This is a genomic window from Pimelobacter simplex, from assembly GCF_024662235.1.
GTDB lineage: Bacteria > Actinomycetota > Actinomycetes > Propionibacteriales > Nocardioidaceae > Nocardioides.
The window spans coordinates 437,312-461,104 of the sequence record NZ_CP096276.1; the positions used below are offsets into that span (position 1 = coordinate 437,312).

General features: G+C 72.1%; 23 protein-coding genes. 11 read left to right on the forward strand and 12 right to left on the reverse strand.

The annotated features are described in order from the left end of the window. Positions 1–4 precede the first annotated feature (4 nt). Both M0M48_RS02005 and M0M48_RS02010 read right to left on the reverse strand, forming a co-directional pair. Positions 5–1,114 (reverse strand): DmpA family aminopeptidase, encoded by a 1,110-nt coding sequence (locus tag M0M48_RS02005; RefSeq protein ID WP_257754188.1) that lies wholly within the window; start codon positions 1,112–1,114, stop codon positions 5–7. Next, positions 1,104–1,736, reverse strand: coding sequence for a TetR/AcrR family transcriptional regulator (locus M0M48_RS02010; protein WP_215816476.1), 633 nt, complete (start codon positions 1,734–1,736; stop codon positions 1,104–1,106). Before M0M48_RS02010 ends, M0M48_RS02005 begins: the two co-directional genes overlap by 11 nt. A 117-nt stretch (positions 1,737–1,853) precedes the next feature. Between M0M48_RS02010 and M0M48_RS02015 the strand changes: the two genes are divergently transcribed. Continuing rightward, positions 1,854–3,305, forward strand: a complete 1,452-nt coding sequence (locus tag M0M48_RS02015; RefSeq protein ID WP_257754189.1) for an APC family permease — start codon at positions 1,854–1,856, stop codon at positions 3,303–3,305. A 25-nt stretch (positions 3,306–3,330) separates the two neighbouring features. Here the strand turns inward: M0M48_RS02015 and M0M48_RS02020 are convergent, their stop codons facing one another. After that, on the reverse strand, positions 3,331–3,777 hold the full coding sequence (locus M0M48_RS02020) for a phospholipase (RefSeq protein WP_257754190.1): 447 nt from the start codon (positions 3,775–3,777) through the stop codon (positions 3,331–3,333). Between the two features lie 100 nt (positions 3,778–3,877). After that, the gene (gene npdG, locus M0M48_RS02025) at positions 3,878–4,573 is read right to left on the reverse strand and encodes an NADPH-dependent F420 reductase (protein WP_257754191.1); all 696 of its coding nucleotides are present in this window, start codon (positions 4,571–4,573) and stop codon (positions 3,878–3,880) included. A gap of 50 nt (positions 4,574–4,623) precedes the next feature. Between npdG and M0M48_RS02030 the strand changes: the two genes are divergently transcribed. After that, the gene (locus tag M0M48_RS02030) at positions 4,624–5,376 is read left to right on the forward strand and encodes an IclR family transcriptional regulator (RefSeq protein ID WP_257754192.1); all 753 of its coding nucleotides are present in this window, start codon (positions 4,624–4,626) and stop codon (positions 5,374–5,376) included. 7 nt (positions 5,377–5,383) lie between these two features. Here the strand turns inward: M0M48_RS02030 and M0M48_RS02035 are convergent, their stop codons facing one another. The 5 genes from M0M48_RS02035 to M0M48_RS02055 all read right to left on the reverse strand — a co-directional run bounded on the left by M0M48_RS02035 (position 5,384) and on the right by M0M48_RS02055 (position 10,383). Then, a complete protein-coding gene (locus tag M0M48_RS02035) occupies positions 5,384–6,661 on the reverse strand; it encodes an MFS transporter (RefSeq protein ID WP_257754193.1) in 1,278 nt (425 codons plus the stop codon). Next, complete coding sequence (locus M0M48_RS02040) at positions 6,658–7,686, reverse strand: LLM class flavin-dependent oxidoreductase (protein ID WP_257754194.1); 1,029 nt, start codon at positions 7,684–7,686, stop codon at positions 6,658–6,660. The genes M0M48_RS02035 and M0M48_RS02040 overlap by 4 nt, the downstream gene beginning before the upstream one ends. Then, complete coding sequence (gene hutU / locus M0M48_RS02045; protein WP_257754195.1) at positions 7,683–9,350, reverse strand: urocanate hydratase; 1,668 nt, start codon at positions 9,348–9,350, stop codon at positions 7,683–7,685. Before hutU ends, M0M48_RS02040 begins: the two co-directional genes overlap by 4 nt. A gap of 114 nt (positions 9,351–9,464) precedes the next feature. Continuing rightward, on the reverse strand, positions 9,465–9,632 hold the full coding sequence (locus M0M48_RS02050) for a hypothetical protein (RefSeq protein ID WP_257754196.1): 168 nt from the start codon (positions 9,630–9,632) through the stop codon (positions 9,465–9,467). Next, a complete protein-coding gene (locus tag M0M48_RS02055; RefSeq protein WP_257754442.1) occupies positions 9,622–10,383 on the reverse strand; it encodes a methyltransferase domain-containing protein in 762 nt (253 codons plus the stop codon). Before M0M48_RS02055 ends, M0M48_RS02050 begins: the two co-directional genes overlap by 11 nt. A 101-nt stretch (positions 10,384–10,484) precedes the next feature. Here M0M48_RS02055 and M0M48_RS02060 point away from each other — a divergent pair, with 101 nt between their 5' ends. Next, positions 10,485–11,207 carry a gamma-glutamyl-gamma-aminobutyrate hydrolase family protein gene (locus M0M48_RS02060; protein ID WP_257754197.1) on the forward strand — a complete coding sequence of 241 codons (723 nt, stop codon included), beginning with the start codon at positions 10,485–10,487 and terminating at the stop codon, positions 11,205–11,207. Here the strand turns inward: M0M48_RS02060 and M0M48_RS02065 are convergent. Together M0M48_RS02065 and M0M48_RS02070 are read right to left on the reverse strand one after the other, a co-directional pair. Beyond that, positions 11,204–12,115 (reverse strand): SGNH/GDSL hydrolase family protein, encoded by a 912-nt coding sequence (locus M0M48_RS02065; protein WP_257754198.1) that lies wholly within the window; start codon positions 12,113–12,115, stop codon positions 11,204–11,206. The genes M0M48_RS02060 and M0M48_RS02065 overlap by 4 nt on opposite strands. A 332-nt stretch (positions 12,116–12,447) precedes the next feature. Beyond that, positions 12,448–12,957, reverse strand: a complete 510-nt coding sequence (locus M0M48_RS02070) for a MarR family winged helix-turn-helix transcriptional regulator (protein ID WP_215816466.1) — start codon at positions 12,955–12,957, stop codon at positions 12,448–12,450. A 215-nt stretch (positions 12,958–13,172) separates the two neighbouring features. On the opposite strand from M0M48_RS02070, the gene M0M48_RS02075 reads away from it, so the two are divergent. Genes M0M48_RS02075 through M0M48_RS02090 form a run of 4 tightly spaced genes read left to right on the forward strand, consistent with a single transcriptional unit; the run spans position 13,173 to position 18,055 of the window. Then, a complete protein-coding gene (locus tag M0M48_RS02075) occupies positions 13,173–14,630 on the forward strand; it encodes an APC family permease (RefSeq protein ID WP_257754199.1) in 1,458 nt (485 codons plus the stop codon). A 37-nt stretch (positions 14,631–14,667) separates the two neighbouring features. Beyond that, positions 14,668–16,020, forward strand: a complete 1,353-nt coding sequence (locus M0M48_RS02080) for a glutamine synthetase family protein (protein ID WP_257754200.1) — start codon at positions 14,668–14,670, stop codon at positions 16,018–16,020. A gap of 27 nt (positions 16,021–16,047) precedes the next feature. After that, entirely contained in the window at positions 16,048–17,016 is a 969-nt protein-coding gene (locus M0M48_RS02085) for a PDR/VanB family oxidoreductase (protein WP_257754201.1), read from the forward strand. A 13-nt stretch (positions 17,017–17,029) separates the two neighbouring features. Then, positions 17,030–18,055 carry an aromatic ring-hydroxylating dioxygenase subunit alpha gene (locus M0M48_RS02090; RefSeq protein ID WP_257754202.1) on the forward strand — a complete coding sequence of 342 codons (1,026 nt, stop codon included), beginning with the start codon at positions 17,030–17,032 and terminating at the stop codon, positions 18,053–18,055. 173 nt (positions 18,056–18,228) lie between these two features. Here the strand turns inward: M0M48_RS02090 and M0M48_RS02095 are convergent, their stop codons facing one another. Beyond that, on the reverse strand, positions 18,229–19,512 hold the full coding sequence (locus M0M48_RS02095; protein ID WP_257754203.1) for a cytochrome P450: 1,284 nt from the start codon (positions 19,510–19,512) through the stop codon (positions 18,229–18,231). A 139-nt stretch (positions 19,513–19,651) separates the two neighbouring features. Between M0M48_RS02095 and M0M48_RS02100 the strand changes: the two genes are divergently transcribed. Genes M0M48_RS02100 through M0M48_RS02115 form a run of 4 tightly spaced genes read left to right on the forward strand, consistent with a single transcriptional unit; the run spans position 19,652 to position 23,790 of the window. After that, positions 19,652–20,470 (forward strand): acetoacetate decarboxylase family protein, encoded by an 819-nt coding sequence (locus M0M48_RS02100; RefSeq protein WP_257754204.1) that lies wholly within the window; start codon positions 19,652–19,654, stop codon positions 20,468–20,470. Next, entirely contained in the window at positions 20,467–21,966 is a 1,500-nt protein-coding gene (locus M0M48_RS02105; RefSeq protein ID WP_257754205.1) for an aldehyde dehydrogenase family protein, read from the forward strand. The genes M0M48_RS02100 and M0M48_RS02105 overlap by 4 nt, the downstream gene beginning before the upstream one ends. Beyond that, entirely contained in the window at positions 21,959–22,918 is a 960-nt protein-coding gene (locus M0M48_RS02110) for a DODA-type extradiol aromatic ring-opening family dioxygenase (protein ID WP_257754206.1), read from the forward strand. Before M0M48_RS02105 ends, M0M48_RS02110 begins: the two co-directional genes overlap by 8 nt. 11 nt (positions 22,919–22,929) lie before the next feature. Further along, entirely contained in the window at positions 22,930–23,790 is an 861-nt protein-coding gene (locus M0M48_RS02115) for a fumarylacetoacetate hydrolase family protein (RefSeq protein ID WP_257754207.1), read from the forward strand. Positions 23,791–23,793: the final 3 nt, after the last annotated feature.

The window sequence follows — 23,793 nt, forward strand, 5'->3', positions numbered from 1 at the left end:
GGGCTCAGCGGCGCAGCGCGTCGTGGGGCAGCGCCGGCGTGCGGTGACCGGCGCGGCCGACCATCTCGTCGTTGACGACCAGCGCGTTGAGGACCGACTCCTCGACGGCCTCGACGACGGCGGTGAGGAACGGGTCGATCGCGCCCCACGGCACGAGCTGCTGGGTGGCGAGCTCGGTCGGCGTGGGGGACATCGTGCTGCGCAGCCCGGGGGCGGGCGCGGTCGAGAAGGCCAGGAAGATGTCGCCGGAGAAGTGCCCGCCCGCCGTACCGGTGCGGGCGAGGCCGAGCGGGACCCGCCGGGCGAGCGCCTTGCACTGGTGGGGGAGCAGCGGGGCGTCGGTCGCCACGACGACGATCACCGAGCCGGCGCCGGCCGGCACCCGGTCGCCGCCGGCGCCGAGGTCGCGCTCGAACCAGGGGGTGGTCTCCATCGGGTTGTCGTCGCGCAGGCTGCGCCCGACCGGTACGCCGGCCACGACGAGCTCCTCGCGGGAGCCGAAGTTGGCCTGGACCAGCGCGCCGACCGTGTAGGTGGCCTCGCCGAACCGGACCCGGCGCGAGGCGGTGCCCGTCCCGCCCTTGAAGGCGTAGCAGTTCATGCCGGTGCCGCCGCCGACCGAGCCCTCGGGGACCGGACCGCCGGTGGCGGCGTCGAGCGCCGCGCGGGCGTGCTCGGGCCGGACGTGGCCACCGTTGATGTCGTTGAGGTAGCCGTCCCAGGTCTCGCCGCAGACCGGGAGCAGCCACGCCGCGGCGAGCCGGGGGTGGACCTCGTTGACCCACGCGACGACGCCGGTGTGGCAGGCGCCGACGGCGTGGGTGTTGGACAGGGTGACGGGCATCGTGAGGGCGCCGGACTCCTCGATCCAGGTGGTGCCGGTGAGCTCGCCGTTGCCGTTGAGGGAGTACCAGCCGGCCGCGCACGGCTCGCCGACGCCCTCGCGGCCGCGGGGCAGGATCGCGGTGACGCCGGTCCGGACGTCGTCCCCCTGGACGAGGGTCTCGACGCCGACGGTCACGCCGGGCACGTCGGTGATCGCGTTGTGCGGGCCCGGCTCGCCGGGCAGGTCGACGAGGTCGCGGGCACGGGGGCGGTGGGCGTCACGGGGCATGGGGGACCTCCCGGTCGGGGACGATGTCGGCGCAGCGGGTCGCGAGCCGGGCGTAGCCGCAGAGCAGCTCGACCACGCGCTCGTAGTGCAGGGAGCGGACGCCGACGACGATGTGCTCGCCGTAGGCGTCCTCGAGGGCGACCAGGTTCTGGGCCAGGTCGGTCGGGTCGGCGGCGAGCTCGAAGTGGCCCTGGGCCACGCCGACCTCGAGGATGCCGACGTAGATCGCGACCTGGGTGTCGTAGAGCGCGGTGTAGAGCTCGGAGTTGGGCTCGCGGAACCTCATCTGGCCGTCGAGGTGGTAGAGCGCGGCGACGAGGTCGTCGTCGGTCGAGGTGGGCAGCCCGCCGCGGATGGCGGCGACCAGCTTGTCCCGGGCGTCGGGGAGCTGGGTGAGCCGGGAGAGCCGGTCGTCGTAGAAGCGCTTGCGGGCGCGGGCGTGCACCTCGGCGAGCAGCCCCTGGACGTCGTCGAAGTAGTAGTGCACGGTGCCGGTCGAGACGCCGGCCCGGGCCGCCACGTCGCGCAGCCGCAGGGCCGCCGAACCGGACTCGCGCAGCACCTGGAGGGTCGCCGCCACGATCTCGTCGCGCCGCCGCTCCTGGTCCTTGAAGCGTGCCACTCCCGCTGCTCCTCCCGCCTCTCCTGACGGACAGTCAAAGTTTTGTCAGGGTACAAACGAGCGTTGACACGGGAATCCAAGCAGTTCTTTGATCGGGAGTCAAAGAAAGGGGTTCCCATGGCCGAGCTCGACCCGCACGAAACTCCCGCCGCCGGAATGATCGAGGACAACCCGTCTCCGGAGGGTCCGGCCCGCTACGAGCAGCAGCTCGCACGGTCGCTGACGATGCGCGAGAACATCATGATCACGCTGTCCTCGGTGACCCCGGCGTCGAGCGTCTTCATCATCGTCCCGGCGATCCTGCTGGGCGTGGGCGGTGCCTCGGTGCTCACCCTGGCGCTGGCCGCGGTCGCGGCCGTCCTGGTCGGGGTCTGCTACGCCGAGCTGTCGGCGACGTACCCGGTGACCGGGGGCGAGTACACCTGGGCCGCCCGGCTGCTCGGGCGCCCCGCGGGCTTCGCGACCTTCCTGCTCACGCTGGTCAGCGGGATCCTCATCATCGCGGTGATCGCGCTCGGCACCGGCGACTACCTCGGGGCCGCGTGGTCCGGGCTCAGCGGCAGCTGGGTCGGGGTCGCCGTGATCGTCGTGACGACCGCGGTGGCGGCGCTCGACATCCGCACCAACGCCTGGGTCACCGGTCTCTTCCTCGCCACCGAGGTGCTCGCGCTCATCGTCCTGGCGGTGCTCGGGTTCCTGCACCCCGAGCGCGGCATCGCCACCTTCTTCTCCGCCCAGACCATGGGTGCGCACGGCCTCGAAGGCGTCGGCGTCGCCGCGGTCGTCGCGCTGCTGCCGGTGGCGCTCTTCGCGTTCAACGGCTACGGCGCCGCCGTCTACTACGTCGAGGAGACCAAGGACGCCAACCGCACGATCGGCCGGGTCATCCTGGTCGCGCTCGCCGTGACGGCGCTCGTCGAGATCGTGCCGCTCGCCGCCGTCGTCGTCGGTGCGCCCAGCATGGAGGCCCTGCTCGCCAGCGACGCCCCGATGAACTACTTCCTCCTCGAGCGGGGCGGCTCGGCCCTCAACGTCGTGATTAGCGTCGGCATCGCCCTGGCCATCGTCAACGCGGTGATCGCGATCATCATCCAGATCGCCCGCCTGGTCTACGCCTCGGCGCGCGACCGCTCCTGGCCGGGCCCGGTCGACGATGTCCTGGGCCGGATCCACCCGCGCTTCAAGTCGCCGGTCAACGCGACCCTGCTCGTCGGCGGCGTCGCCGCCCTGGCCGCGGCGCTCATCCCGCTGTCGTGGCTGATCACGGCGACCGGTGCGTCCGTGGCCGTCGTCTACCTCGTGGTCGGCACGAGCGCCCTGCGGCTGCGCCGCCCGGGGCTCGCCCGCTCGCGCGGCTACCGGATGCCGTGGTGGCCGCTGCCGCCGCTGCTCCTCATCGCCGGGATGGTCTACGTGTGCGTCCAGGTCGCCCGGGACACGCCCTCGCAGCTCGCGATCAGCCTGACCACGATGGTGCTGGGTCTCGTCTACTACCTGGGCTTCATCCACCCGCGGCGCGGCGAGCGCTGGACGCTGCCGGACCCGGTCGAGGAGGAGGGTACGGCCTGACCGGGCCGTCGTCCGGGCTCAGGGCTCAGGGAGCGAAGAACGGCGGCTTCGGGTCGCACCGGCAGGCGTAGAACGGCCACCCGTAGGTGCGGACCGCGCGGTAGTAGGCGAAGGCCCACGACTGGCACCACAGGTTCAACGGCCCGCAAGCCTTCTTCATGTCGGTGTAGAACTGCTCGTCGCAGCCTGCCTGGCTGGACGCGTGGAAGTGGTAGCAGCCGTCGTGGCGGTCGCACGCCGCCTTGAAGCTCACTCCTGACGGAGAGCTCCCGAACGGCGAGGTGCACCCGTTCGGCGCCCAGCCGGCGAGTGCCGCGCCGGCCGGGGCCGCTGCGGCGGCTGGTGCTGGAGGAGCAGCCCGAGCCGGCGAGGTCGTCGCGAGCGAGAGGCCCACGACGACCAGGAGCGCGGCCGCGAGGGCGAGCAATCGGCTGAGGGCGATCCCGAGAGGGACGCTGGGGGCAGAGCGCATGTCCGAGTCCTTTCGCCGGGCCAGCCTGTGCTGGCCTCCTCAGGGTCACACCGCCCTTCGAACGGCGATACCCACGGAAACCGCGGGGAGGGCGAGCCGGTCAGTGCGGCGCGTCGAGGCCGGTGACCCGGATGCCGGAGTGCGTCTTGTACTTGCGGTTGATCGAGATCAGGACCGCGGTGAACGGCTCCAGCACCCGCGCCAGGCGCAGCTTGCCGCCGTCGATCCCGGGGCGGCCGGTGACCGAGGCGGCCAGGTCGATCGCGACCTGCTTGCCCTCGACGGAGTCGCCGACGACGATGACGTCCTCGTCGAGGAAGTCATCGGCGCCCCACAGGGCGGGGGCGGCGACGTTGTGGAAGGCGCCGACCACGGTGGCCTCGGGTGCGATGCGGGCCGCGGACTCCGCGGCGGAGCCCTCGCCGGCGTCGATGACCTGACCGTGCGCGCCGCGCTTGTCGAAGGCCAGCGGGTTCACGCACGAGATCACGGTCTTGCCCGCGAGCGCCTCGGCCAGGGAGGTGACGAGGTCGTCGTGGCCGTCGTAGGGCACCGCGAGCAGGACGACGTCCGCGGCGGCGATGGCGTCGGCGTTGGCCGCGCCGCGGGCGGTCCCGGCACCGGGCAGGCCGGTGAGCCGCTCGCTGACCTCGGCGGCGACGGTCTCGGCCTTCTCGGCGGCCCGGGAGCCGAGCACGATGTCGTGGCCGTGGCGGGCGAAGCGGTAGCCCAGGCCCTTGCCCTGCGGGCCGGTCCCGCCGATCACGGCGACGGTGTAGCGGTGGGTGCTGCTCATGGGGATTCTCCTGGTGAGACGGGGTGTGGGGGACTGGAAGGATGCAGGCCATGGAGCGACGTGCGCCCGCCGCGGCCCAGGCGCTCGACGTGCTGCGGGTGATCTCGGGGAGCGTCGAGCCGGTCTCGGCCAGCCACATCGCCCGGGAGCTGGGGCTGGCCCGGTCGACGACGTACTACCTGCTCGACGTGCTCATCGAGCACGGCTACGTGCGCCACCACGTGGAGCGCCGCCGCTACGGACTGGGGATCGCCGCGCACGAGCTCGGTTCGGCGTACCAGCGCCAGGCGCCGTTGCGCCGGATCGCCCAGCCGATCATCAACCGGCTCGTCGACGAGGCCGGCCACAACGGGCACTTCACGATCCTGCACGGCAGCCACGTGGTCTACCTGATCGAGGAGCGGGCGCCCGGGCGGCCGGTGCTGATCAGCGAGGTGGGCGTGCGGCTGCCCGCCCACCTCACCGCCAGCGGACTCGCCCTGCTGGCCCGGCTCCCGGTGCCGCAGGTACGGGCGCTGTTCCCGTCGAAGGAGGCGTTCTTCACCCGGCGCGGGCTCGGGCCGCAGTCGCCGACCGAGCTGCGCCGCGCCCTGACGACCGTACGACGCGACGGCTACGCCTTCGAGCAGGGCTGGATCATGCCCGACCTGGCCTCGGTCTCGGCCGCCGCGGTCGACGACAACGGCCTGCCGCTGGGGTCGTTCACGCTGACCTTCGCCGAGGAGCACGTCGACACGCTGCCCGCGCTGGCCGCACTCGTCGTCCAGGCCGCCGAGCGGCTGAGCGAGCGAGTGCGGCACTGACGCGTGCTCAGTGCTGCCGGTAGATCCTGCGGGCGAGCACCACGCCGATCACCGACAGCGGCGCGATCATCATGAAGTAGTACGCCGGCGCGCGCAGCGTCACGTCGCTCCACGCGGTCAGCAGCAGCGGCCCGAGGCTGCCCATGAAGATCATGCCCACGTTGTACGACAGCGCGATGCCGGTCGTGCGCACCTCGGTGTCGAACAGGTCGACCAGCAGCCCGGTCAGGGTGCCGAAGTAGGCCGCGATGATCACGCCGAGGAAGACCTCGACCGCGATGAGCGCGCCCGTGGTGCGGTGCGTGAGCAGGAACGACAGCAGCGGGTAGATGCTGACGAACCCGACGACGGCCGCCGTCAGCAGGATCGGTACGGCGCCCGTGCGGTCGGCGAGCCGCCCGAACACGGGGGCGAGCACGGCGACGACGGTGCCGGCGCCGGCCGCGGCGGCGTACCCGGACCAGGGGGCGAGGTCGAGGCGGATCGCGTAGGCGGCGAGGAAGGTGATCAGGTAGACGCCCATGCCGGCCATGCCGACGCACAGGGTCCCGACGAGGACCCGGCCCCAGTGCTCACGCAGCGTGGTGCGCAGGGGGTTGGCGATCGGCTCGGTCGCGCGGAACTCCTCGGTGTCGGGGATCCGGTTGCGGATCCAGAGCCCGATCGGGCCGATCAGGATGCCGAAGATGAACGGCAGCCGCCACGCCCACGCGTGCAGCGTCTCGGTGTCGACGGTCGTGAAGAGCAGCCACCCGGAGACGCCGGCGAGGATCATCGCCATGCCCTGCGTGGCCGCCTGCCAGCTGGCCAGGAACCGGCGCCCGGCCTGGGCGCTCTCGGCCATGAAGGTGGTCGCGGCGCCGAACTCACCACCGGCGGAGAAGCCCTGGATCAGCCGGGAGACCATGAGGATCGCGGGTGCGGCCAGGCCGATGCTGGCGTACGTCGGCGTCACCGCGATGATCGCGACGCCCAGGGTCATCAGCCCGATGGTGAGCGTCAGCGCGGTCTTGCGGCCGTGCTTGTCGGCCAGGTTGCCGATCACCATCGCGCCGACGGGGCGGATGAGGTAGCTGATGAGCAGGCCGGCGTAGGTGCTGATCAGGGCCGCCGTGGGATCGGACTTCGGGAAGAAGAGGACGGCCAGCACCGGCGCCATGTAGGCGTAGATGATGACGTCGTACCACTCCATGACGTTGCCGAGCCCGGCCGCGACGACGGAGCGCCAGGCGGAGCGGGGCGCCGCGCGGCGCGGCCCGGAGGCGGTGGTGGGTGCTGTGGTCATGACGGGTGGACCTCGCTCGTGAAGGGGAGAGCTGCGGGACGGAGCGCGGGGATGACCTCCGCGCCCAGGAGCGCGGCGCTGTCCAGCAGGTCCTGCCGGCGTGCGTCGCGAGAATGACCGGCCACGATCACGAAGTCCAGCCCGAGGTCGATGAGGGGCTGGATCCGCTCGACGCAGTGGTCGGGGTCGCCGACGATGGCGAACCGTTCCCGCAGGATCCGGTCCTCCTCGCTCAGCGTCGTGCGGAGGTTCGCGTGGGTGTCGATCCGGTAGTCGCCGTGGAGCTTCGAGCGCTGGTCGCGATCCGCGAACCTGGCGAGGACGCTGAGGCTTCCCGAGATGAGCTGGTTGGCGACGTCGAGGTCGCGGTGGGTGGCGACGTTGAGGTACGCGCCGTACTGGATGCCGTCGGGGTCGAGTCCCGCGTCGGCGCGGGCCTTGCGCGCGGTGTCCAGTGCCTCCGCGATCGGCTCCGGCTCGACGCCGACGGTGAGCACGAGGCGGTCGGCCAGGCAGGCGCCGAGCCGGATCACCCGGGGACCGGACGCCGCGACCTCGATCGGCACGGGCGGCAGGCCGGTCTCGGCGACCCAGTCCATCCGGCTCTCGAACTCGTCGATCTGCGTGCGGCCGTCGTTGAGGTAGCCGCGCAGCCGGGTCAGCACCTCCTCGAACTCGCGCACCGGCGCGGGTCCGCGGCCGATGTGGGAGAGCGAGGAGTCGCCGCGGCCGATGCCGAGCACCATCCGCCCGTCGGAGAAGGCGTGGGCCGTCGCGGCCGCCGAGGCGAGCGCGGCGACGTGACGGGTGACCGGGTTGGTGACGCCGGTGCCGAGCCGGATCCGCTCGGTCCGGGTCGCGGCGACCGAGATCGCGGCGAACGGGTCGCCGGTGAGGTTCTGGCTGTCGGCGGCCAGGAGCCCGTGCCAGCCGGACTTCTCGTAGTGGACGGCCAGGTCGGGGAACTCGGTGGCGGGGACGAAGCTGAGGGCGAAGACCTCCACCTCGCGACGGTCGGGGTTCATCGGGCGTCTCCCATCGGGATCTCGAGCCCGGTGCGCTCGGCGCACTCCCGGGCGATCGGGTAGCCCGCGTCGGCGTGCCGCAGCACCGCCGTCGCGGAGTCGTTGCGGAACACGCGGGACAGCCGCGCGGCGGCCAGGTCGGTGCCGTCGGCGACGCAGACCTGACCGGAGTGGATCGACTTGCCCATGCCGACGCCGCCGCCGTGGTGGATCGAGACCCACGAGGCGCCGGAGGCGACGTTGACCAGGGCGTTGAGCAGCGGCCAGTCCGCGATCGCGTCGGAGCCGTCGAGCATCCCCTCGGTCTCGCGGTACGGCGACGCGACCGAGCCGCCGTCGAAGTGGTCGCGGCCGACCACGATGGGCGCGGCCACCTCGCCGCGCCGGACCAGGTCGTTGAAGGCGAGCGCGGCCAGGTCGCGCTGCCCGTGGCCCAGCCAGCAGATCCGTGCGGGCAGGCCCTGCTGGGGGACCCGGTCACCGGCCAGGCGCAGCCAGCGCTGGAGCCCGTCGTCGTCGGGGAAGAGCTCGGCGACGGCCCGGTCGGTACGGGCGATGTCGGCCCGGTCGCCGGAGAGCGCGACCCAGCGGAACGGGCCGCGGCCCTCGCTGAAGAGCGGGCGGACGTACTCCTGCACGAAGCCGGGGATCTCGAAGGCGTCGGTGCAGCCGCCCTGGGCGGCGAACGCGCGCAGCGAGTTGCCGTAGTCGAAGACCACCGCGCCGCCGCGCCGGAACCCGAGCATCGCCTCGACGTGAGCGGCCATGGACGCCAGCGCCTGCTCGTGGCAGCCGGCCGGGTCCCGGCGTACCTTCTCGGCCCAGACGTCGAGGTCCTCGCCGGCGGGCAGGTAGGTCAACGGCTCGTGCGCCGAGGTCTGGTCGGTGACGATGTCGATGCGCGCCCCGCTGCGCAGGTACGCCGGCAGCACCTCCGCGGCGTTGGCGCACACCCCGATCGAGAGGGGACGCCGGGCCGCGGCGGCCTCCTCGGCCATCCGCAGCGCCGCCTCCGGGCTGTCGGCCACGGTGTCGAGGTAGCCGAGCTCGACCCGGCGGGCGACCTTGGCCGGGTCGACGTCGAGGCAGATCGCGACGCCGCCGTTCATGGTCACGGCCAGCGGCTGCGCGCCGCCCATGCCGCCGAGCCCCGCGGTCACGGTGATCGTGCCGCCGAGGTCGCCGCCGAAGCGCTGCCGGGCGACCGCCGCGAACGTCTCGTAGGTGCCCTGCACGATGCCCTGGCTGCCGATGTAGAGCCACGATCCGGCGGTCATCTGGCCGAACATGATCAGCCCGAGCTCGTCGAGGCGGCGGAACTCGTCCCAGTTGGCCCAGTCGCCGACGAGGTTGCCGTTGGCGATGAGCACGCGCGGCGCCTCGGGGGTGGTGTCGAGGACACCGACCGGCTTGCCCGACTGGACGAGCAGCGTCTGGTCGGAGCGCAGCGTGGTGAGCCGCCGGGCGATCGCGTCGAAGGACGCCCAGTCGCGGGCGGCCTTGCCCGAGCCGCCGTACACGACGAGGTCGGCGGGGTTCTCCGCGACCTCGGGATCGAGGTTGTTGTGGAGCATCCGGTACACCGCCTCCTGCTCCCACCCGAGGGTGGAGAGCCCGCTGCCGTGCGGGGATCGGAGGGTGCGGACGGGGGACACGGCTGTCATGCGGAACTCCTGCTCTCGACGCTTCTTGCCCGTCATCCTGGGCGCGCGGAGCAGGTGTGCGGGAGGTCACAACAGGCATTTGTGTCCCGCTGGTGGGACAAAAGGCGAGGTGCCTCAGCGAGTGGGCAGGGCGGCCGCGGGCAGCGTCACGCGGTCCATCTCCTGGCCGCCGTCGCAGGTGAGCAGGGCGACGGTCGCCGTGCCCTCGCGCTCGCCGACGACCTCCCAGTGCCCACCGGAGGTGATCCAGCGCTCGAGCGCGGTGCGCCCGTCAGACGACACCGGAGGCCGCCCAGGCGACGCCGGTGACGGTGAACGGGCCGTCGCCGAGGTCGGCGCGCAGTGCTGCCGCGAGCCGCTCGCGCGCGTCCGGGTCGAGCCCGGCGACATAGCCTCCGGCCGGCCCGACGCCGAAGGTGTAGGGCTCCCACCAGTCCGCGAAGCGGGCGAACTCGACCTCGACGGTCAGCTCGACCTCGTCGACCTCGCGCAGCCCCGCCGCGTCGAGCAGGCTCGCCAGGTCACCGCCGTGGGAGCCCGGCAGGGCGCCCTCGCCGCCCACGCTCGGATCGAGGGCGGCCGCCACGTGCCACAGCGGCGACAGCGGTCCCCGCCCGCCGCCGTGGTCCCAGACGCAGGCGCTCACCCGGCCGCCCGGCCGGGTCACCCGGACCATCTCGCCGACCCCGGCGGCGGGGTCGGCCATGAAGTTGACGACGAGCTGGGCCAGGGCGGCCCCAAAGGCGGCGTCGGCGAAGGGGAGGGTCTCCGCCGACGCCGCACGTACGTCGGCGCCCGGGTGGGCCGCCGCGGTCGCCGTCACGAACGACGCGACGGGGTCGATCGCCGCGACCCGGTCCGCGCCGTGGCGCCGGACGAGCTCGGCGGTGAGCATGCCGGGCCCGCAGCCGACGTCGAGCACCGCCGCCGACGGATCGACGCCGGCCAGGCCGACGTCGGCGAACAGGCCGGCAAGAGGACCCGAGAAGGTCCCCATGAAGCGGACGTAGGCGTCGGCCGCGACCTCGAACATGGCCACCGGGCCGATCATTCTCCGGTCGGCGGCCGCTGTCCATGGTCACTCGAAGTCGTTAGGATCAAAACGATCTGTTCGGAACGCCGGAAGGACCCCCTATGCCCCGCCCGCTCATCGCCGTCCCGGCCCGCTTCTCGGCGTCCGCCTCGGCCCTGCGGTACGGCGCGGACGTGACGGCGCGCGCCCTCCTCGACGCCGTGCATGCCGCCGGCGGCGAGCCGCTCGTCGTCCACCCGGTCGCGCCCGGTGCCCGGGTCGACCCCGACGAGGTCGCCGAGCGTCTCTGGTACGCCGACGGCGTGCTCCTGCCCGGCGGCGGCGACCTGGCCGCGCACTGGTCCGGGCAGCGCCCGCACGCGACGCAGTACGACGTCGACGAGGAGCAGGACGCCTTCGACCTCGCGGTGGCCCGCCACGCGCTCGCCGCGGGCCTCCCGCTGCTCGCCGTGTGCCGTGGCAACCAGGTGGTCAACGTCGCGCGCGGGGGAGACCTGGTCCAGGACCTGGGGGAGCGCACGCACCGCCACGTCGTCCAGGCGATCGAGGTGGCGCCGGACTCGCTGTTGGCGGGCGTGGTCGGCACCGCTCCGACGATCTCCTGCTACCACCACCAGGGCATCGGCCGGCTCGGCACCGGGCTGCGCCCGGTCGCGCTCGCGCCCGACGGCGTGATCGAGGCGGTCGAGCTCGACGACGCCCGCTCCTGGTACGTCGGCGTCCAGTGGCACCCCGAGGACACGGCGGCCACCGATCCCGCCCAGGCGGCGCTGTTCGCGGCGCTGGTCGAGGCCGCGGCGGCGTACCGCGGCGTCACGCCCTAGGAGTAGCCGAGGACGCTGCCGATCCGGCGGGCGAGGGCGTACTGCCCGCGGGCCATCGGATTCCCTGCCTGCGCGTTGGTGGCGGGCTTGATCGGGTAGACCCACGACGCCCCGCCGGTGCAGGCCTCGTGCCCGCTGAGCGTGTCGAGCACGTCGACGAAGGTCGCGCCGTTGCGGGTAGCGGTCGCCCGAATGACGTTGTCGAGCTCGACGGCGAGGCCGTTGAGCGCCTTGCGCACCTGCGGCACCAGCCAGCCGCACTTGCGGACGGCCTTGCCCCGGAGCGGGAACAGTCGCGGGTACCCGACCACCACCAGCCGGGCGTCCTTCGGCGCCTGCGCCCGGATCGCCTGGTAGCTCGCGCCGAGCCGGCTCGCCAGCGGGCCCCGGACGAGCTTCTTGGCCTGCCCGTAGGGCTTGCCCTTCTGGACGCAGTTCTTCTGGTGGAGCTTCCACCGCAGGAAGCAGCTCGTCAGGACGTCGCTGAAGCCGGTGTCGTTGCCGCCGATGGTCACCGTGACGACCTCGGTGAACGGGTGGATCCGGGACACCTGCGGCCCCTCGCCCTTGAAGGTGCCGGTGAGGTTCGGCATCTCGGCGCCGGAGCAGGCGAGGAACGACTCGACGCGCCACCGGGTGGGGTTGCGGGCCTCCAGGTACTTCGTCCAGGCGTAGGGGCTGCGGTGGCAGCCACGGCTCGCCGGGTCGTAGCCGCCGGCGCCCTCGCCCGCGCTGTAGGAGTCGCCGAGCGAGGCGACCGCGGTCGGCCGCTTCGAGGCCCGGTAGCACTGGCGCCAGCCGTCGTTCGGGGGAGTGCTGCAGACCTCCAGCGACTGGCCGTCGCGGGACACGGTGAACGAGGCCTGGGTGTCGTCGCCGATGGGCTGGCCGGGCGCCAGGTGATGCACTCGTCGAGCCCCGACCCCCACAGGCCCAGGTGGGTCGCCGCGACCGCGGTGATGGTGCCGCCGCGGGCGGTGACCTTGACGGTGCCCCCGGTGTACGACCAGTAGCCGGCCAGGGGACGGTGCCCGCGGCCGCCGCGGCCGCCGCGGCCGCCGCGCCCGCCGCGCGCGCCGGGCTCGCCGCGACGAGCGTGGTCGTCGCGGCACGGGAGCGTGCGGGACGAGGGGCGTGCGGCATCGGGGCTCCCGTTCGTCGGGCACGTCGTGCTCCGGGGGGTGCGCCCAGCCCAGGGCACGACGGCCTCGGCGGCCAGGTGCCCGAACGATCCCGAACGTCAGGCGGTCTCGTCCTCGCCCTCGACCGCGTTGACGACCTCGCGCAGGGTCTTGGTGAAGGTGCTGACCTTGCGGTCGGAGAGCTTGCCGATGATCTCGGCCTCGACGGCGTTGAACTCCGGGTAGAGGCGCTCCATGAGGGTGATCCCCTCGGGGGTCAGTCGCAGCCGGACCAGGCGGCGGTCGCTCTCGTCGCCTTCGCGGGCGATGAGGCCGCGGGTCTCGAGGGTCTTGACGACGCCGGTGAGGGTCGCCTTGGAGATGTCGGCCGACTCGGCGACGTGGCGGGTCTCCATGCCGTCCCAGATCCAGACCACCCACATCACGACGAACCCGGTCCAGGTCATGTCGTGCTGGCGCAGCACCCGGTTGGTCAGCTCGCTGCGGACCGCATTGGCGGCGCGGAAGAGGTTCGAGAGCGCGTTGGCGGCGGCGAAGTCGAGCGGCAGTGCGCCCACGTGGTCCTTCATCGCACGCTCGGTCTCGGCGAGCGTGTGGCGGTCCGGCATGCGGTCAGCGTAGTCAGCGCCGCCGTGCGAGCTCGGTAGCAGGGCGCCGAGGGTCAGGTGTCGCCAATTCGTTCGGGAACAAACATTTTCGGAAAACATCGGCTTCGGGGATGGTGTCCTGGGTCACATCCCATTATCGTACGGATCCGAACGATCCGGTGAACAGGTTCGCCGGGCACCAGCGGCCACGTCGCTGCGGACACTAAGGAGTCCCGATGTCGGACACCGTCAACACCACCCTGCGCAAGAACGCGCTCGGCGTCGGCGCGATCGTCTTCCTCGTCCTCGCCGCGGTCGCACCGCTCACCGGCATGGTCGTGGTCGCCTCGCTCGCGATCGCGCTCGGCAACGGCGGTGGGTCGCCGTTCGCGTTCTTCGCGGTGGCCGTCGTGCTCCTGCTCTTCGCCATCGGCTACGGCAAGATGTCGAGCGAGCTGGTCAACGCGGGCGGCTTCTACGCCTTCGTGGTCAAGGGCCTCGGCCGGCCGGCGGGGCTCGCGGCGGGGTTCATCGCGATGCTCGGCTACAACTTCTTCGTCGTCGGCACGATCGGCACGAGCGGCTTCTTCATGAAGATCGTCATCGCCGACAAGACCGGCCTCGACATGCCGTGGCTCTTCTGGGGGCTCGCCTCGATCACGGTCTGCTACCTGATGGCGCTGCGCGGGGTCGACTTCAGCTCCAAGATCCTCGGCATCTCGCTCATCCTGGAGACCTCGATCCTGATCGTCTTCGACCTCGCCGTGCTGTTCAAGGACGGCTTCTCGTTCTCGGCGTTCTCGTTCGACTCGATCACCTCCGGCTCCCTGTCCATCGGCCTGCTGCTCGCCGCGACCGGCTTCCTCGGCTTCGAGGCGACCTCGCTGTTCAGCGAGGAGGCGAAGAACCCGCTCAAGACCGTGCCCCGGGCGACGTACGTCGCGATCACGCTGATCGGCGTCATCCTCGGGGTCAGTACCTGGGCCGTGGTCAGCGCGACCGGTGTCGCCCAGGCCCAGGACACCGCCCTCGCGCACCTGCCCACCGGTGACCTCGTCTTCAGCCTGGCCGACAGCTACATCGGCGGCTTCCTGACCGATGTGATGCAGTGGCTGCTGCTGGTCAGCCTGTTCGCCGCGATGCTCGCCTTCCACAACTCGTCGAGCCGCTACCTGTTCTCGCTCGGCCGGGCCCGGGTACTGCCCCAGGCCCTGGCGCGGACCGCGCGCAGCGGAGCGCCGTACGTCGCCAGCACCGTGCAGGCGGGCTTCGCGGTCACCGTCGCGGTGATCTTCGCGATCGCCGGTGCCGACCCGATCCTGACCGTCGTGCCCAGCATGCTCGGCTTCGGCACGCTCGCCATCCTGGTCCTCCAGGCCCTCGCGGCGCTGTCGATCGTCGTCCACTTCCGTCGTGCCAATGACCCGCGGATCGGCACCACCCTGGTGGCGCCCGGCCTGGGCTTCCTCGGGCTGTGCTTCGCGGTCACCCTGGCGTTCAAGCACTTCGAGATCGTCGCCGGCTCCGAGTCCCGTGCGGTCAACTCGCTGCCGTGGCTGCTGGTCGCGGCGCTCGTCGGCGGCATCGGCTACGCCTTCTACCTGCGCACCTCCCGACCCGCCGTGTACAGCGCCCTGTCCAGCGACCTGGAGCGGTTCGACGATGAGCACCCCGTGACCGCCCCCGTCGCCTGATGATGGATCACTGAGAGACCAACGAGGAGAACCGACTGTGGAGCACATCGACGAGAACGCCCTGCGCGCGGCTGTCCAGCAGTTCGCGGAGGACGGGATCGACGTCGTCCGGCTCGGCTACAGCGACCTGATCGGCACCGAGCGAGGCCGGGACATCCTGGCCGACCGGTTCGACCGGACCGTCGGCGACGGCGTCGCCTTCTGCCGCTCGGTCTACGCCACCTCGCCGCTCGGGGACGTCGTCGACATCGCCGGCGGGCTCTCCGCCGGCCTGCCCGACATCGTCGCGGTCCCCGACCTCGCCACGGTGAAGCCGGTCCCGTGGGAGCCGGGCGTCGCGCACGTCATCGCCGACGTCTACAACCCCGACGGCACGCCGTCCGAGGAGAGCCCGCGCCAGGTGCTCAAGCGCGTCGTCGACCGCTTCGCCGAGCTCGGCATGCGTCCGGTCGTCGGACCGGAGCTGGAGTTCTACGTCCTCGAGCCCGACGAGACGAAGACCCACGGCTGGCGCCGGTACGGCGAGGCCACCGGCAACGTCTACGTCTCCGGTCTCAAGGGCGACCCCGAGAACACCCTGCTGTCCTCGCTGCGCGAGCTGGCGGCGTACGGCCTCGACGTGGTCGCGGCCAACCACGAGTTCTCCAGCGGCCAGTTCGAGATCAACCTCTGGCACTCCGAGGCGCTCGACGCGGCCGACCGGGCGTTCCGGTTCAAGACCGCGGTCCAGGAGCTCTCCCGGCGCCGCGGCAAGATGGCGACCTTCATGGCCAAGCCGTTCAACGACGAGGGCGGCTCGGGCTTCCACGTGCACTTCAGCACTCTCGACGCCGAGGGACGGCCGCTCTTCGACGACCCCGCGAGCGAGGACGGCCTCTCCACCGTGGCCCGCTCCGCGATCGCCGGCATCCTCGCGCACGCCCCGGCGCTCGCCGCGATCAGCAACCCGACGATCAACTCCTACAAGCGCTTCGGCCCCGACACGCTCGCGCCCTGGCTCGTCGACTGGGGCCTCGACAACCGCAGCGCGATGGTCCGGATCCCGCCCGAGCGCGGCCGCGCGTCCCGGCTCGAGCTGCGCCTCGGCGACGCCTCGGCCAACCCGTACCTGGCGATCGCCGGGCTGCTCGCGGCGGCGTACCTGGGCATCCGCGACGGGCTCACCCCGCCCGCCAAGCTGGAGGGCTACGGCTACGACCCGGCCAAGGCCGACCGGCTCCCCGGCGACCTCGGCTCCGCCATCGACGCGTTCGAGGACGACAAGGACCTCGCCGACCTGCTCGGCCCGTCGTTCGTCGCGTCCTTCGTCGCCTACAAGCGCAACGAGCTCGAGCGGTTCAGCCAGTTCGTGACCGACTGGGAGTTCCGGGAGTACGCCTACCACCTCTGAGGTGGCCGGCGCGGAGGGAGGATCCCCATGACGACACAACCCATCGTCCGCGAGTACGAGGCGGACCTGACGGTGGTCTCCGCCGTCGAGGCCGCGGCCGACGTGATGACGCTGACGCTCGCCGCGGCCGACGGCTCGGCGCTGCCCCCGTGGACGCCCGGCGCCCACATCGACCTCGTCCTCGGCGACGACCTGGTGCGCCAGTACTCGCTCTGCGGCAGCCCCGCCGACAGCACCACCTGGCGGATCGGCGTCCTGCGGGCGCCCGACAGCCGCGGCGGCTCCAAGGCCGTGCACGCCGAGCTGTCCGCCGGTACGACGGTCCGGGTGCGCGGTCCGCGCAACCACTTCCCGATGGTCGCCTCGCCCCGCTACCTCTTCGTCGCCGGCGGCATCGGGATCACCCCGATGCTGCCGATGATCGCCGAGGCCGAGGCGTCCGGTGCCGACTGGCGCCTCGTGTACGGCGGCCGCTCGCGCGCCTCGATGGCGTTCACCGACGAGCTCGCCCCCTACGGCGACAAGGTGACCCTGCTGCCGCAGGACGAGGCCGGCCTGCCCGATCTCGACGCCCTGCTCGGCGTACCGGCGCCGGACACGCTCGTCTACACCTGCGGCCCGACCGGCCTGCTCGACGCCGTCGAGGCGCGCTGTGGCGCGTCCTGGCCGGCCGGGAGCCTGCACCTGGAGCGGTTCGCGGCCAAGGCCGCGGTCTCCGAGGGGGAGGACGAGGCGTTCGAGCTGGTCCTGCAGCGCTCGGGGCTCACCCTGGAGGTGCCCGCCGGCCAGTCCGTGTTCGAGGTCTGCCGGGCCGCCGGCGTCAGCGTCGTCGGCTCCTGCCTCGAGGGCGTCTGCGGCACCTGCGAGACCGAGGTGGTCGACGGCGACGTCGACCACCGCGACTCCATCCTCAACGAGGAGGAGAAGGAGTCCAACGAGTTCATGATGATCTGCGTGTCCCGGTGCCGCTCGGGCCGGCTGACACTGGACCTGTGACGGGAGCCCGGAGATGAGAGACCGCAGCACCCCCGGCTACCCCCGCAACGCGTGGTACGCCCTCGCCGCCTCGTCCGACGTCGGCGCCGCCACCCCGGTCGGCACCCGCGCCCTCGACACCCCCGTCGTCCTGTTCCGCACCGGCGACGGCTCGGTCGTCGCCCTCGGCGACCGCGACGCCCACCGCCCGTACCCGCTCAGCCTCGGCCACGTCGACGGCGACACCATCGTGTCCGGCTACTCCGGCTTCGCCTACGACCGCACCGGCACCTGCGTGCACGTGCCCTCGCAGGCGCAGGTGCCCTACGGCGCCCGGGTGCCGTCGTACCCGGTGCGCGAGGAGGGCGGCCTGGTCTGGGGCTGGCTCGGCGAGCCCTCCCTGGCCTCGCTGCGCCCACCCGTCGCGACCCCCTGGCTGACCGATCCCGGCTGGGAGACCTTCGGCGGAGCCTGGGAGACCGCGGCCAACGTTGCCCTGCTCCACGACAACTTCGCCGACATCACCCACGTCGCCGTCATCGACCCGGTCATCTCCCCGCCCGCCCTGGCCGGCATCGCGCCCGCCCTCCAGGTCGAGCTGACCGAGACCACCGTGCAGTTCCACCGCGACTGGCCGCCCGCCCCCATGCCGGAGTGGCAGGCCGAGGTGTCCGGGGCATCGGCCACGTCGTCGTACGGGCAGCGGGAGGAGGGCGCCTTCCTCGCCCCCGGCCTGTGGGCCGACCGCTGGGACGTCCTCCTGCCCGCCGCCGAGGGCGGCCCCCAGACCTTCCGCTTCACCCACGCGGTGACCCCGGTCGACGAGCGTCGTACCCGGCACGTGTGGCGGGTCAGCCGCAACTTCGCCCCGGGCGCGGAGGCGAGCGACGTGCTGCGGCCGATCTTCGAGTCGTACTACCTCAAGGTCCGCGAGATCCTCGAGACCATGCAGCAGGTCATCGACCGCGACGGGTACGGCGACGACGTCAACGTCGCCGCGGACCTCGCGGCGCTGCAGGTGCGCAAGATCCTGCGGCGGTTGGTGGCGGACGAGGGCTGAGCGCCGCCCGCCGGGCTCCCGCCCACCCCACGAAGTGTGGCGGTTGCGGCGACGAGGTGCGGAGCTTGCTGGCACGAGGTAGGGCGGCGGGCTACAACCGACGCACCTCGTGGCCGCAACCCCCGCACCTCGTCCCAGCAACCGCCACACTTCGCGGAGGGGGAGGGGACGGGTCAGCGGGTGGTCACCTTCACCGGCAGCGTCTTGATCCCGTTGACGAAGTTGCTCCGCACCCGCCGTACGTCGCCCGCCAGCTCGATCGACCCGAGCCGGGGGATGAGCTCCTCGAACATCAGCCGGATCTCCATCCGAGCCAGGTTGTTGCCCATGCACAGGTGGGGGCTGCCCTTGCCGAAGGTGACGTGGTCGATGTTGCGCCGGGTCACGTCGAACGCATAGGGCTCGTCGAAGACGTCGGCGTCGCGGTTGCCCGAGGCGAACCACATGACGACCTTGTCGCCCTCCTTGACCTGCTGGCCGCCGAGCTCGACGTCGCGGGTGGCGGTGCGGCGGAAGTGGTAGACGGGGGAGGCCCAGCGGAGGAACTCCTCGACGGCGTCGGGGATGAGTGACGGGTCGGCCTGGAGCTTGGCGAGCTGCTCGGGGTGCTCGATCAGGGCGAGCATCGAGTGCGTGATGGTGTGGCGGGTGGTCTCGTTGCCGGCGACGACGAGGAGCAGGAAGTACGAGTCGTACTCGGAGGCCGACATGGCCTGGCCGTCCTCGGGGATCTTGTTGACGAGCTGGCTGACCAGGTCGGTGCCTTCGCCGCCCTTGCGGTCGGCGGCGAGCACGCGGCCGTAGTCGAAGACCTCCTGCGAGACGGGGGAGCGGAAGGGCAGGTGCTTGTACTGCTCGCTCTCGGCGTCGGAGATGAGGATCTTGGCGTGCTCGGGGTCGGAGAAGCCGATGATCTCGTTGCCCCAGTCGATGAGCTGCCCCGTCTTCTCCTGGGGTACGTCGAGCAGCCGGGCCAGCACCTGGATCGGGAAGTCGGCGCTGACGTCGGCGACGAAGTCGAACTCGCCCTTGGCGAGCGCCGCGTCGACGGTGGTGCGCGTGATGTCGCGCAGGAGCGCCTCGTAGTTGCGCATCAGGTTGGGCCGGCTGAACTCGCGGGAGATGAGCTTGCGCAGTGCGCGGTGGCGCAGGCCGTCCATCTCCAGGATGGAGCGGCGGGCCTCCTGCAGCTCGGGGTCGACCTCCTCGAGGTTGACGAAGTTGGTCGAGGTGAACGTCTCGGGGTCCTTGTCGACCTCGCAGATGTCGGCGTGCCGGGTGACGGCCCAGAAGCCGCTGCCGCCGTCGGTCTCGCGCTGCCAGAACACCGGTGCCTCCGTGCGGAGGGTGTCGAGCATGCCCCAGGCCTCGGGCCCGGCGAAGCGGTCCAGGTCGACGAGGTCGACGTCGGCCAGGGGGACGTACGGCGGCTTGTCCACGGCGGGTTCTCCGTCCATTCGGTGAGGGTGTCGCGCAGATCGTTCGGATCCGAACAATATCTGCCGAGAAGTTTGCTCGCAAGGGTGGTCTTTCGGCCGGCCGGTGGTTATCGTACGGATCCGAACGATCTTCGTGCCGCCGACTGAATGAGGCCTGATGAACGACATGGCTGGGTTCTTCTACCCCCGCACCGCGACCGGCCGGTCGTCCCTGATCCCGTCGCCGCCGTGGTACTACTCCGGCGACCTGCTGACCGTCGAGTACCGCACCGACCCGGCGCGCGTCGCCGAGCTGCTGCCGGCCCCGCTCGAGGTCGCGCCGGAGGACCCGGGCGCGGTCGCGCTCATCTGGGCCGACTGGCAGTCGTGCTCGGGCACCCGGGAGGAGCTGCTCGACCCGGTCCGCTCGCAGTACAAGGAGGCGTTCGTCGTCGTGCGTTGCGCGTACGAGGGCGTGACCTACTCCCGCTGCGTCTACATCTGGGTCGACAAGGACTTCGCGATCGCCCGCGGCATGCACCAGGGCTATCCCAAGAAGCTCGGCTCGATGTGGCAGACCCGTCCGCACCCGTTCGCGCACGCGGCCCCGCAGGTCGCGCCCGGGGGAGTCTTCGGCGCCACCCTCGCGGCCGGCGACCGGCGGCTCGCCCAGGCGGTGCTCACGCTGCGCGAGGAGTCGCCCACCAACGGCTTCGTCAACGGTCACCCGATGGCGCACCACCGGGTCTACCCGGGCATCGCCAAGGGCTCGCCCGACGCCTACGCCGAGCTCATCGCGTCGGGGGCCAGCTCGTTCGAGGCCGGTCCGGCGTACGCCGGCGACGTCGAGCTCGAGCTCTTCGAGTCGCCCACCGAGGAGCTGCACCGGTTGCCGGTGCACGAGATCATCGGCGGCTACTACCGCCAGGTCGGCGTCGTCTGGGACGGCGGTACGTCGCTCGCGCGCCTCACCCCCCAGCAGGAGGCCGCCCGATGAGCAGCGAGCACCTCGCACTGGTCGAGGGCGTCGCGGTCGACACCCGCCACTGGATCGGTGGCGAGCGGGTCGCGTCCGCGACGACCTTCACCGACATCTCGCCGATCGACGAGACGCCGATCGCCCAGGTCCACGCCGGTACGGCGACCGAGGTCGACGCCGCCGTCGCCGCCGCCCGTGCGGCGTTCCCGGCGTGGGCGGCGCTGTCGGTCAAGGAGCGCGGCGACATCCTGCGCGCCGTCGCGGACGGCATCGAGGCGCGCGTCGAGGACCTCTCGCGCGTCGAGACCCGCGACAACGGCTCGCTCATCCGCAGCCACCGGCGCGGTGTGATGCCCCGGGTCGCCATGAACTTCCGGGCCTTCGCCGACTTCGCCGAGCACCAGCTCGGGCACCCCGACATGGAGGTGCCGGGCCGCGGCCACCGCGAGCGGATCACCTACGACCCGGCGGGCGTCGTCGCGATCATCACGCCGTGGAACGCCCCGCTGATGCTCGCCTCCTGGCGGATCGGCCCGGCGCTGGCCGCCGGCAACACGGTCGTGGTCAAGCCGCCGGAGTGGGCACCGCTCACCGCGAGCCTGCTCGCCGACATCATGGCCGAGGCCGGCGTACCGGCGGGCGTGTTCAACGTCGTCCAGGGCACCGGGCTCGATGCAGGCGCCCCGCTCACCGCGCACCCCGGCATCAACCGGCTCGCCTTCACCGGCTCGGTCCCGACCGCGGGCGTGATCTCGAAGGCCGCGGCAGCCAACATCGTCCCGCTGTCGTACGAGCTGGGCGGCAAGTCGCCCCTCCTCGTCTTCGAGGACGCCGACCTCGACCTCGCCGTCGAGCTGGCCGTCGAGCAGTTCGACAACGCCGGCCAGGTCTGCCTCAAGGCGGCCCGGATGATCGTGCACTCCTCGCTCGCCGACGCGTTCACCGAGCGCGTCGTCGCGAAGGCGCGGACCCTGGTCCAGGGCGACCCGCGCGACGAGGCGACCGACGTGTCGGCGCTCGTCTCGCGGCGCCACTTCGAGCAGATCTCCGGCTTCGTCGAGCGGGCCCTCGCCGACGGCGCCCGGCCGCTGCTCGGCGGTGGGCCCAACACCGAGCTCGGCGGGCTGTACTTCAACCCCACCGTCCTCGTGGACGCCGCGCCCGACGCGGAGATCATGACCGAGGAGGTCTTCGGCCCGGTCGTCACGATCGAGACGTTCGAGACCGAGGCCGAGGCGGTCGCCCGAGCGAACGACACCCCGTTCGGGCTGGCCGCAACGCTCGCCACCGGCGACCCCGACCGCGCGGAGCGGGTCTCGAAGCAGCTGCGGGCCGGCACGGTCTGGGTCAACTGCTTCTTCGTCCGCGACCTCAACGCCCCCTTCGGCGGCAGCGGCCGGTCCGGCATCGGCCGCGAGGGCGGGATCTGGTCGTTCGACTTCTACACCGACATCAAGAACAGCGTGTTCTCGCCCACCGGCTGGGCGGAGCAGGGAGGTGGGTCCGATGGGTGAGGTCGTCGGCGCGGGACTGATCGCGCACGTTCCCACGATCGTGCTGCCCGAGGAGGTGCGCCGCGAGCTCAACGGCGGCCGGGACTCCACCCTGGTCGCGGGGCTCCAGCAGCTGCGGCGCGAGGTGTTCGACGTCCTCGACTACGACACCGTCGTCGTCCTGGACTCGCACTGGGCGACGACCGTGGAGTTCGTCGTCACCGCGCAGCAGCGGCGCAGCGGCCTGTTCACGTCCGAGGAGCTGCCGCGAGGCATGAGCCAGCGGCCGTACGACTTCGCCGGCGACCCCGAGCTGGCGCACCTGATCGCGAGCAAGGCCGCCGAGCACTCGACGTGGATCACCCCGATCGAGGACGACGCGCTGCCGATCTTCTACGCGACCACCAACGTGTGGGAGTACCTCGGCCAGGGACTGCCCGACAAGAAGTGGATCTCGATCGGGGTCTGCCAGACCGCCGACGGCGAGGACGCGCTGCGGCTGGGCCGGGCGCTCGGCCAGGCGATCGCCGCGTCCGACCGCAAGGTCCTGCTCATCGCGAGCGGCGCGATGTCCCACACGTTCTGGCCGCTGCGCCGGCTGCGCGACCACGAGGCCGCCGGCGTCGAGCACATCTTCACGCCCGAGGCCGCAGCCGCCGACGCCGAGCGGATCGACTGGTTCAAGCGCGGCGAGCACGCCCGGGTCGTCGACACGATGGACGAGTTCTACCGGTTCAAGCCGGAGGCGCGGTTCCAGCACTACCTGATGATGATCGGAGCCCTCGGCGAGGGCGACTGCACCGCACCCGGCCGCCAGTACGGCGAGTACGAGAACTCCGTGGGCACCGGCCAGGTGCACCTGTGGTTCGACCGTCCCGACGCGGGCTTCCCGGCCGCGCGGGCGACCCCGACCGACCCCGACTACGTCCGCCAGATGAGCGCGCCCGGTGCCGACGTACCGGCCGCGGGCTGAGAGGAACACGCATGACCACCGAGTACCGCCGGATCCTGCTCGACGGCAACGCGGTCGACGTACGACGCGACGGCGAGCTGCTCGTCGCGGGCGACGGCCGCACGGTCGCGATCGCCGACGCGACGCACCTGCCGCCGGTCACGCCGAGCAAGATCGTCTGCGTCCACCTCAACTACGCCTCGCGCGTCGCGGAGATGCTGACCACACTGCCGCCGGCGCCGACGTACTTCCACAAGCCGGTGTCGGCGCTCAACGCGCACGAGTCGGCCGTCGTCCGGCCGCAGGGGTGCAAGTGGCTCAACTACGAGGGCGAGATCGCCATCGTGATCGGCCGCACGGCGCGCAACATCGCGCCGGAGGAGGCGGGGGAGTACATCCGCGGCTACTCGATCGGCAACGACTACGGCCTGCACGACTTCCGCGACACCGACTCCGGCTCGATGCTGCGGGTCAAGGGCGCCGACACGCTCTGCCCGATCGGGCCGGGCATCGTCGAGGGCTGGGACTTCCGGGACAAGCGGATCCGCACGCTCGTCAACGGTGAGGTCCGCCAGGACGGCAGCACCAGCGAGATGAAGTGGGACATGCACTACCTCGTCGCCGACATCGCGCGCACGATCACGCTCCAGCCCGGTGACATCCTGCTGTCCGGTACGCCGGCGATCTCGCGCACCGTCTATCCCGGCGACGTCGTCGAGGTCGAGGTCGAGGGCCTCGGCACGCTGCGCAACCACATCGTCGAGGGCCCGACGCCGGTCCGCAGAGACGTCGGTGCGCAGCCGACCGAGAGCGAGGAGGTCCTCTCGACCGCCCAGGGCGGCGACTGGGAGTTCCGCGGCATCCGCAAGCCCGACCTGTCGAACACCCACTGATCC